At 39.7% G+C, this 9,159-nt stretch carries 7 protein-coding genes; 6 read left to right on the forward strand and 1 reads right to left on the reverse strand.

Going from position 1 to position 9,159, the window contains the following annotated elements; genetic code table 11:
- The first annotated feature begins 177 nt into the window (after positions 1–177).
- The 6 genes from L1264_RS17940 (at position 178) to L1264_RS17965 (ending at position 6,856) form a co-directional block, all read left to right on the forward strand.
- Entirely contained in the window at positions 178–1,824 is a 1,647-nt protein-coding gene (locus L1264_RS17940) for an electron transfer flavoprotein-ubiquinone oxidoreductase (RefSeq protein ID WP_199526529.1), read from the forward strand.
- 148 nt (positions 1,825–1,972) lie between these two features.
- Positions 1,973–2,437 (forward strand): acyl-CoA thioesterase, encoded by a 465-nt coding sequence (locus tag L1264_RS17945; protein ID WP_054561436.1) that lies wholly within the window; start codon positions 1,973–1,975, stop codon positions 2,435–2,437.
- Between the two features lie 230 nt (positions 2,438–2,667).
- Positions 2,668–3,240 carry an outer membrane beta-barrel protein gene (locus tag L1264_RS17950; RefSeq protein ID WP_138556916.1) on the forward strand — a complete coding sequence of 191 codons (573 nt, stop codon included), beginning with the start codon at positions 2,668–2,670 and terminating at the stop codon, positions 3,238–3,240.
- Between the two features lie 98 nt (positions 3,241–3,338).
- Positions 3,339–4,043, forward strand: coding sequence for a tRNA (N6-threonylcarbamoyladenosine(37)-N6)-methyltransferase TrmO (tsaA, locus tag L1264_RS17955; RefSeq protein WP_199526530.1), 705 nt, complete (start codon positions 3,339–3,341; stop codon positions 4,041–4,043).
- Between the two features lie 115 nt (positions 4,044–4,158).
- Positions 4,159–5,883 carry a proline--tRNA ligase gene (locus L1264_RS17960; protein WP_199526531.1) on the forward strand — a complete coding sequence of 575 codons (1,725 nt, stop codon included), beginning with the start codon at positions 4,159–4,161 and terminating at the stop codon, positions 5,881–5,883.
- Positions 5,884–6,022: 139 nt separating this feature from the next.
- Positions 6,023–6,856 carry a UDP-2,3-diacylglucosamine diphosphatase gene (locus L1264_RS17965; RefSeq protein ID WP_199526532.1) on the forward strand — a complete coding sequence of 278 codons (834 nt, stop codon included), beginning with the start codon at positions 6,023–6,025 and terminating at the stop codon, positions 6,854–6,856.
- Here L1264_RS17965 and L1264_RS17970 read toward each other — a convergent pair.
- Entirely contained in the window at positions 6,853–8,982 is a 2,130-nt protein-coding gene (locus L1264_RS17970) for an ATP-binding protein (protein ID WP_235404330.1), read from the reverse strand. The two genes, L1264_RS17965 and L1264_RS17970, sit on opposite strands and share 4 nt — an antisense overlap.
- Between the last annotated feature and the right edge of the window lie 177 nt (positions 8,983–9,159).

Below are 9,159 nucleotides of genomic sequence, written 5' to 3' on the forward strand. Positions count from 1 at the left end.
GTGTGTTCTCAAAGTTGACCTTCGCGTCAACTTATTTATTTTATGAATTCAGACTACTTCCTGTTGACGTAAACGTCAACCTAAAATAACCTTAAAGTATTCACAGCCTGTAACGTTTCATTTGCAAGTATGAAATAAGGTTCTTTACAGCAGGTCCGTCACCGAGAAGAGGTTTATATGGTCGAACGCGAAACCATGGAATTTGATGTAGTCATCGTAGGCGCAGGCCCAGCAGGTTTATCAACTGCGATTAGATTGGCTCAACAAGCACAAGAAAAACAACAAGAATTAATGATCTGTGTGGTAGAAAAAGGCTCTGAGGTGGGCGCACACATTTTATCTGGTGCCGTTTTTGAAACCAAAGCACTCGATGAATTACTACCCGATTGGCAGTCATTAGGCGCACCGGTTACTACAAAAGTAACGCAAGATGATATTTACTGGTTTAATAACAGTGAAAAAGCCACCAGCATCCCCCACTTTGCGAGCCCTAAAACATTCCATAACGAGGGTAATTACATTGTTTCTATGGGTAATGTATGTCGCTTTTTAGCTGAACAAGCTGAAAACTTAGGGGTAGAAATATTCCCAGGCTTTAGTGCGCATTCTTTAATCATTGAAGACGAGACAGTAAAAGGCATTATCACTGGCGATATGGGCCTTGATAAAGACGGCAACGAAAAAGACGGTTATATGCCGGGTATGGAGCTTAGAGCAAAATACACCGTATTTGCTGAAGGCTGCAGGGGTCATTTAGGTAAAGAGTTAATCAAACACTTTGCCCTTGATAAAGATGCGTCACCTCAACATTACGGTTTAGGTTTCAAAGAAATATGGCAAATCGACCCGAGTAAACATAAAGAAGGCACCGTTGTACATGGCACAGGCTGGCCATTAACCGGTGATACCAGTGGTGGTGCGTTTATGTATCACAGCGACAACAACCAAGTAGTCGTAGGCTTAATTGTTGACCTTAACTACTCAAACCCACATTTAAGCCCGTTTGATGAATTCCAACGTATGAAGCATCACCCTGTCTTTAAAGATGTATTAGAAGGCGGTGAGCGTATAGCCTATGGTGCAAGAGCCATTGCCAAAGGTGGCCTGCGCTCATTACCAAAAATGCACTTCCCGGGTGGTTTACTTGTTGGTTGTGATGCCGGCACATTAAACTTTGCGAAGATCAAAGGTAACCATACCGCAATGAAATCAGGCATGGTCGCTGCTGATGTGATTGTAGCAGCCCTTAGCGACGGAAAAGAAAATACCGATTTAGCAGAATATAAAACGGCCTTTGAACAAAGCTGGGCGTATAAAGAGCTCTATCAATCGCGTAACTTTGGCCCTGTTATGCACAAATTGGGTAAGTTCTTAGGGGGGGCTTATAACACTCTAGACCAAAACCTATTTGGTGGCAGCTTACCGTTTAACTTTGAAGATAACATGCCAGATCATGCCACCTTAGTTACTGCTGATCAGGCCGAAAAAATCGACTACCCAAAAGCAGATGGCAAACTAAGCTTCGATAAACTTTCATCGGTGTTTTTATCAAATACCAATCATGAAGAATCGCAACCATGCCATTTAAAGATAAAAGATAACTCGATTCCAATTACAGTGAATTTGGTGCAATTTGATGAACCAGCGCAACGCTACTGCCCTGCTGGCGTATACGAAATACAAGAAGTCGAAGGTGAAAAACAGTTTGTGATTAATTCGCAAAACTGTGTGCACTGTAAAACCTGTGACATAAAAGACCCAAGTCAAAACATTACTTGGGTAACACCTGAGGGAGCTGGCGGACCAAACTACCCAAATATGTAATAACTAACGTTACTCATTTAATTAAAATTCATCCTAAATTGCAGGGGCTTCGGCCCCTTTTTTAGGCTATGCTTAAGGTCTGTTTACCTTTACAGATTAAGACGTTAAAGGTGAACTGATATTAGTCGTGATTAAAAGTGAGTAAAATATGCCGTCTTCAAGTGTAACCTTTCGTTTTTTAGCTGAACCTACCGATGTAAATTTTGGCGGTAAGGTTCATGGTGGTGTGGTAATGAAGTGGATTGACCAAGCCGGATACGCCTGTGCTGCAGGTTGGAGTGGTCATTACTGCGTTACTGTTTCAGTAGCGGGTGTAAAGTTTCAGCGCCCTATTTTGGTTGGCCAAATTGTCGAAGTGAAAGCAAGTATTGCTCACACAGGTAAAACCAGCATGCAAATCTTTATTCAAGTCCGCTGCGGTGACCCAAAAACACAAAACCTAGTTGAAACCAATCATTGTGTTATTAGTTTTATTGCGATGGATGAAGCAGGTTACCCAATCGAAGTACCTTCTTATACCGCTGTGACTGACGAAGAAAAGAAAATTGAAAACTATGCGATAAAAATGAAAGAGATCGCAATAGAAACAGAAACCCTTTTGCAAAAAGCGTAAAACAACACTGATTTAAAAACTGCACCTAGTAACTTCTACAGAGCACCCTGAAATTGTTACGACTGCCAAACTGAACGCCTGTTTACAGTTTCAACAACCTGGTCATAAAATCGCTTAATAAGGCCTAAAAACAATACTTTAGGCTTTATTTTTGCGTTGGCATTGCCATTGCAATACTCCTAGTGAATGACGCGAAACATTCGTTTTTTATTTTTTAAAGGAGCTATTAAATGATTAAAGCAATTTCAATGTCTGCACTTTCTTTAGCACTACTAGGTTTTAACAATGCTGCACATGCAGATATTACCGAAATGGATTCTCCGCGTATTTATACCGGTATCGGTTACGGTCAATATTCTTTTGAGTTTGAAGACAGCGAAAATGACACTGACTTCGATGATGATTCACAAATGCTAAAAGGTTATATTGGTACGCAATTTAATAAATACCTAAGCCTTGAACTTGCATACCAAAACTTTGATGAAGTAAGCGATATCGATTCTAAAGCTGAAATTGACGGTGTTTCACTGGCTGCACGGTTAGCAGCGCCGATTACAGAAAGTTTTTCTGTCTATGCCAAAGGTGGCTGGCTAGAGTGGGACGCTGAAATTGAGCAAGACTTAGGTGAACTTGGCAGTATTAGTGCCGACACTGATGGTGGTGATGTATTTTATGGTGCAGGTATCGAGTATGCTTTCACTACGAATATGCAAGTACGTTTAGAATATGAGCGCTATGAATTAGAAGATGATATCGACCCAGATATGGATGTTGCCTCAGTATCATTCCAATACATGTTCTAATTTAAACCTATTGGTCTAATTATTAAAAGGCAGTCTCGACTGCCTTTTTTTGCATTTGCATGTAAAATGTCGGCAGATTATCTTAACGACAATGCACAATGAGCGAATACCAATTAACTGCCGTCGGCCACATTCAATCTCCTTACAAACAAAAATTTGCTATACCGCGCCAACCTCGTTTGGTTCCTGAAGCGAAAGCAAAGCTGGTATTCAGCAGCGATTTTAACCGCGAAGAGTTTGTTCGCGGCCTCGATGAATTCAGCCATATTTGGTTATTATTCAGATTTCACGAAACCGCTGATAAAGGCTACTCAGCAATGGTAAGACCCCCGCGTCTTGGCGGTAATGAGCGTAAAGGTGTATTTGCAACACGCGCAACTTTTCGTCCAAACGCAATTGGCATGAGTGCTGTTAAACTGGAGGGCATCGAATATAAAAATGGTCAATTAAGCTTATTACTGTCAGGTATCGATTTGCTCGATGGCACACCAATATTAGATATTAAGCCTTATTTACCTTACTCAGATGCGATGACTGATGCCACAGCAGGCTTTGCCGATACCCGACCAGAAACCGATATGAGTGTCGAATTTAGCGATGAAGCCCTAGCCTTTATCGAAAAACAAACTGAACAACCTGAATTAAAAGCGTTTATAAGCAATGTATTAAAGCAAGATCCTCGCCCGGCATACAAAAAGCAACGTGATTCAGAGCAAAGCTACGGCATGACCTTATATGACTTTAATATTCGTTGGCATGTTAAAGATAACCACAATACAGTGATCAGCATTGAAAAATGCTAGCTTTTTTTACACATAGCGCTTTAGTGTCAGTGATTCCACTGGTAAACTGAGCGCCTTGTTACTACTCAAACGTCTTGAGTAAACGATAATAATTTTAACACTACTTGGAATAGAGATGCGTACCAGTCAATATATACTCGCAACACTTAAAGAAACTCCGTCTGATGCAGAAATTGTTTCTCATCAATTAATGCTACGAGCAGGCATGATCCGCCGCGTTGCGTCGGGTTTGTATACATGGTTGCCCTCTGGTTTACGCGTACTTAAAAAAGTAGAAAACATTGTACGTGAAGAAATGGATAAAGCTGGCGCTATCGAAATGTTAATGCCAATTATCCAACCTGCTGATCTTTGGGAAGAGTCTGGTCGTTGGGAGCAATTTGGTCCTGAATTACTGCGTATTAATGACCGCCACAACCGCCCATTTGCTCTTGGTCCAACTCACGAAGAAGTGATCACTGATTTTGTGCGTAAAGAAGTAAGCTCTTATAAGCAATTACCACTTACTTTATATCAAGTGCAAACCAAAGTACGTGACGAAGTTCGCCCTCGTTTTGGTGTAATGCGTGCTCGTGAATTCACCATGAAAGATGCTTACTCTTTCCACTTAAGTGATGAGTGTTTAGAAAAAACATATCAAGTAATGCACAAAGCATACTGCAACATCTTTGAGCGTCTTGGTCTTGATTACCGCCCTGTTATCGCTGATACAGGTTCTATTGGTGGTAGCGTATCGCACGAGTTCCACGTACTTGCAGAATCTGGTGAAGATGCAATTGCCTTTAGTGATGCAAGTGATTACGCTGCAAACATCGAAAAAGCAGAAGCATTAGCACCGACTGAAGAGCGTCCAGCAGCAAGCAAAGAGTTAAAAGTGTTCCCAACGCCTGATGCAAAAACCATCGCTGAGCTTAAAGAACATTACGGTGTTAAACCTCATCGCGGCGTGAAGACATTAATCGTATATGGTGCGCCAGATGAAAACGAACAACGTGGTTTAGTTGCGCTTGTTTTACGTGGCGACCATGAATTAAACGAATTAAAAGCTGAAAAACACCCACTTGTGGACTCACCACTTGAAATGGCGAAAGAAGAAGACATCGTTGCAGCTATTGGTGCAAAGCCGGGTTCATTAGGCCCTGTAGGCCTAACGATGCCAATTATTGTTGACCGCTCTGCAAATGTACTTGCTGACTTTGTTGCGGGTGCAAACAAAGACGGCGAACACTACAGCGGTATTAACTGGGATCGTGATGTAGAAAACTACGAAGTTGCTGATATTCGTAACATCGTGGAAGGCGATCCAAGCCCATGTGGTCAAGGCTCACTGCAAATCAAACGTGGTATTGAGGTAGGTCATATCTTCCAGCTAGGTACTAAGTACTCAGAAGCTATGAAAGCTGGCGTACTGAGTGAATCTGGCAAAAACCAAATTATGACCATGGGTTGTTATGGTATTGGTGTTTCACGTATCGTAGCTGCGGCTATTGAGCAAAACAACGACCAATACGGTATTAAATGGCCACAGCCAATCGCACCGTTTGATTTAGCGATTGTACCTATGAACATGCATAAGTCTCACCGTATCCCTGATATCGCTGAAAACCTTTATAAAGGATTAAAAGAAGCGGGTTTAGACGTGTTGTTTGATGACCGTAAAGAGCGCCCTGGTGTGATGTTCAACGATATGGAACTTCTAGGTGTACCTTTCACACTCGTTATTGGCGAGCGTAACCTAGACGAAAACAAGGTTGAACTTAAAAACCGCCGCACAGGTGAAAAGCTAATGCTTGATTTAGATACTGCAGTTGCAGAAATTGCATCTTTAATTAAAGGCTAATTAGCTAGCTATTAATAAACAAAAAACCGCTTCGGCGGTTTTTTTGTTTTATTAATTGTCATAGATGTTTCGCTAAAGCGTCTTTTTACTGTCATTGATTCTGCCTAGCATTTACTTTATTACACCATGAGTAAATGCCATGAATAACACCACTTGCAGTAGTAAAACCCACTATCCTGCCGTTTGGATCTCCGACGTTCACTTAGGTTACAAAGACTGCCAAGCGCAGTACTTACTCGACTTTTTAAATGCCATTGAATGCGACGTACTGTATTTGGTTGGTGATATTGTTGACTTATGGTCAATGAAACGACAATTTTTCTGGCATCCAAGTCACTACGATGTGTTAGCGCTTATTCAACAAAAATCGAAAGAAGGCACCAGAGTTATTTATATACCCGGTAATCATGACGAAACCTTTCGCCATTATGCCAATGAGTCGTTGTTCGGTATCGAAGTACACAAACAATATATACACACCACTAAGGCTAACAAACGGTTTTTGCTTTTGCACGGTGATGATTTTGATTCAGCAACCCGATACAACAAATTAATCAGTATTGCAGGCGATGCTGGCTACGACTTGTTATTATTTCTAAATCGTTGGACTAATCGTATTCGCCGTTTATTTGGTGGTAATTATTGGTCTTTAGCGTCTTGGATAAAAGCTAGAGTACATAAAGCGCGTGAAGCGATCGATGCATTTGAAAAAGCAGCCATCCATGAAGCAAAAAAACAAGCTGTCGATGGCATCATTTGCGGGCATATTCATCACCCTGCCGTTAAAGTAGTTGATGGTATTTTGTATTGTAATGATGGCGACTGGATAGAAAGTTGCACTGCATTAGTTGAAAACAGTTCAGGTCGTATTGAGTTACTACACTGGAGTGAAACACAAAAAGTGATTCACTCTGCAGACATTAGTAAACTGACACCTAATCACGGACTTAATAATAGCCAAGATGCAGCCTAGTTTTTTAGCCACATTGCTAATTTTTTACGTAATGTGGCTTGTTTTATAGGCTTGGTAATGTAGTCGTTCATACCAACACTTAAACACTTTTCTCTATCGCCTGCCATAGCGCTTGCCGTCATGGCTATTATGACAACATCTTGATATTGCTGTCCTGCTTTTCCCTGACGGATCGCTTTTGTACAGTCATAACCATTGAGATTGGGCATCTGACAATCCATTAAAATTAAATCAAATACTGATTTGTTATTTTTCAACACATCGAGAGCGTCCAGTCCATCACTAGCAGACTCAATATGTATATGGCTATCTCGTAATATTGCTTTACTGACTTCTATATTAATTAAGTTGTCATCCACGATTAAAATTGACCGGTTTGATAAATCTAACTCTATACGCTCTTTATCATCGTGGTTTTTACGTTCAATAAGATGATCTGAATCTTTATAAAGTAATGCTAATCGGTAAACTAACTCATCTTTAGTCACGGGTTTAGCAATGAAGATAATATTATCTGGCAATTGTTGTCGTTTAGACATGGAGGATAAAATCCCCAAAACCATTAAATATTTATCAGTATTATGTTTTGCATAGCTGATAGCGCTATCAATTTCTGCATGTTTGTGATCAATAATGATTAAGTCAAAGCTAGTAAGTTCATTGCTACTAAAAGACTTTATTTTTTGTAAACTTTTATAAGTCGGAAAACATATACTTTGCAGCTTTTTCTCAATATTCTGCGCTAAAACTTCATAACTTACTGCTAAACCAATTCTTTTTTCGGCCAATAATGCCATTGGTTTATTTAATGGCTTTTCTTGCTGCACAATTTCAACTGAAATTGTCGCTGTAAAACAACTGCCTGCATCTTTTTGACTTTTAACAACTATATCTCCACCCATCATCTGCGCGAGGCGCCGACTGATCGATAATCCAAGCCCACTTCCACCATAATGCCGTGTTGTGCTTGAATCTTCTTGGGTAAATACTTCAAATAGCTTGCTTTGATTTTGCTCTGATATACCAATTCCTGTATCAATTACTGCAAACGTCAATTGTACAGTGTGTTCATCAATATGTTGTTCAGCCACCGATAAAAGCACATGACCTTTGTGCGTAAATTTAAACGCATTGCTTAATAAGTTATTTAATATCTGTTTTAAACGATGACTATCACCTATTACAGTTCGATGTTTTACATCACAAGTATCCAGTAACACTTCGAGGCCCTTTTTATGCCCCTCCATTGCCATTGAGGTGATTAAATCACTACATACCGCCACAACATCAAACTCATGAAAATCTAAATCTAACTTTCCTGCTTCAATCTTAGAAAAATCTAAAATATCGTTTATTAAAGTCATCAACGAGTTGGCACTTGCATTTGCATAATGTAAATACTGTAACTGTTGCTTTGTTAGGGGTTGCTCTTCAAGCATTTCTAGCATCCCCAATACCCCATTCATAGGGGTGCGAATTTCATGGGAGATATTAGCGACAAATTCACTTTTAGCTTTACTGGCTGCCAAAGCTTGCTCGGTTGCAGACTCAAGCTCAGCGGTACGTTTTTTAACTTCTTCTTCTAAAGTGTCATTTAACTTTTCAAGCTGATGCTGCGCGTTTTTTAGCGTATCAATATTCCTAGCAATTGCTGCTAACTGAGTTTGTTGATTCGCTGCGTCATATATCGTCGCGAGAGTAATAGAAAAATAATGCGTTTTATTTTGATCAATATGAATAGCCTCAAATGAACAAGGCTTATCTGATTTTATAGCATGTTTGACACCTAAAAAATCTTCATCGTTAAAATTGAATAGCTGCTCAAATTCAGTTTTGTTTTGCTCAATGCCAAAGAAAGTTTTTGCTGTTTTATTTGCATAGCAAATGATCCCATTAGGCATAATCATGAAAATTGAATCTGAAGAACTTTCGATAATCTTGCTGTTTTTTTCTTTCAAAAAATTTAATTCTAGCTTTCTGTTAATGTTGCGCTGATAGATAATAAATACAGCTATAACGCATATAAGTGCTAAACAGATTAGAAAGATAAATTTGTTTCGCTTTTGCTCTAATTTTTTTAATAAGTTATCTGTATCAACTGACACCGCAATCGTTAATGGTGCCATTTTTATACCGTTTTTAAATTCCACAGTTTGCTTTAAGTAAAGTTGCTTATGGCGTTGTTTCCTAAAAGTTTGAACTATCTTGCCAGCCTGTGATCAGATCATCTATATCCTACTAGCCCGTGCAACAACAATGAGCAAAATCACAAACTGGTCTCACTATAATCAAGCCCTCGTTAA

The organism is Pseudoalteromonas sp. APAL1, from assembly GCF_021532475.1.
GTDB classification, from domain to species: domain Bacteria; phylum Pseudomonadota; class Gammaproteobacteria; order Enterobacterales; family Alteromonadaceae; genus Pseudoalteromonas; species Pseudoalteromonas lipolytica_C.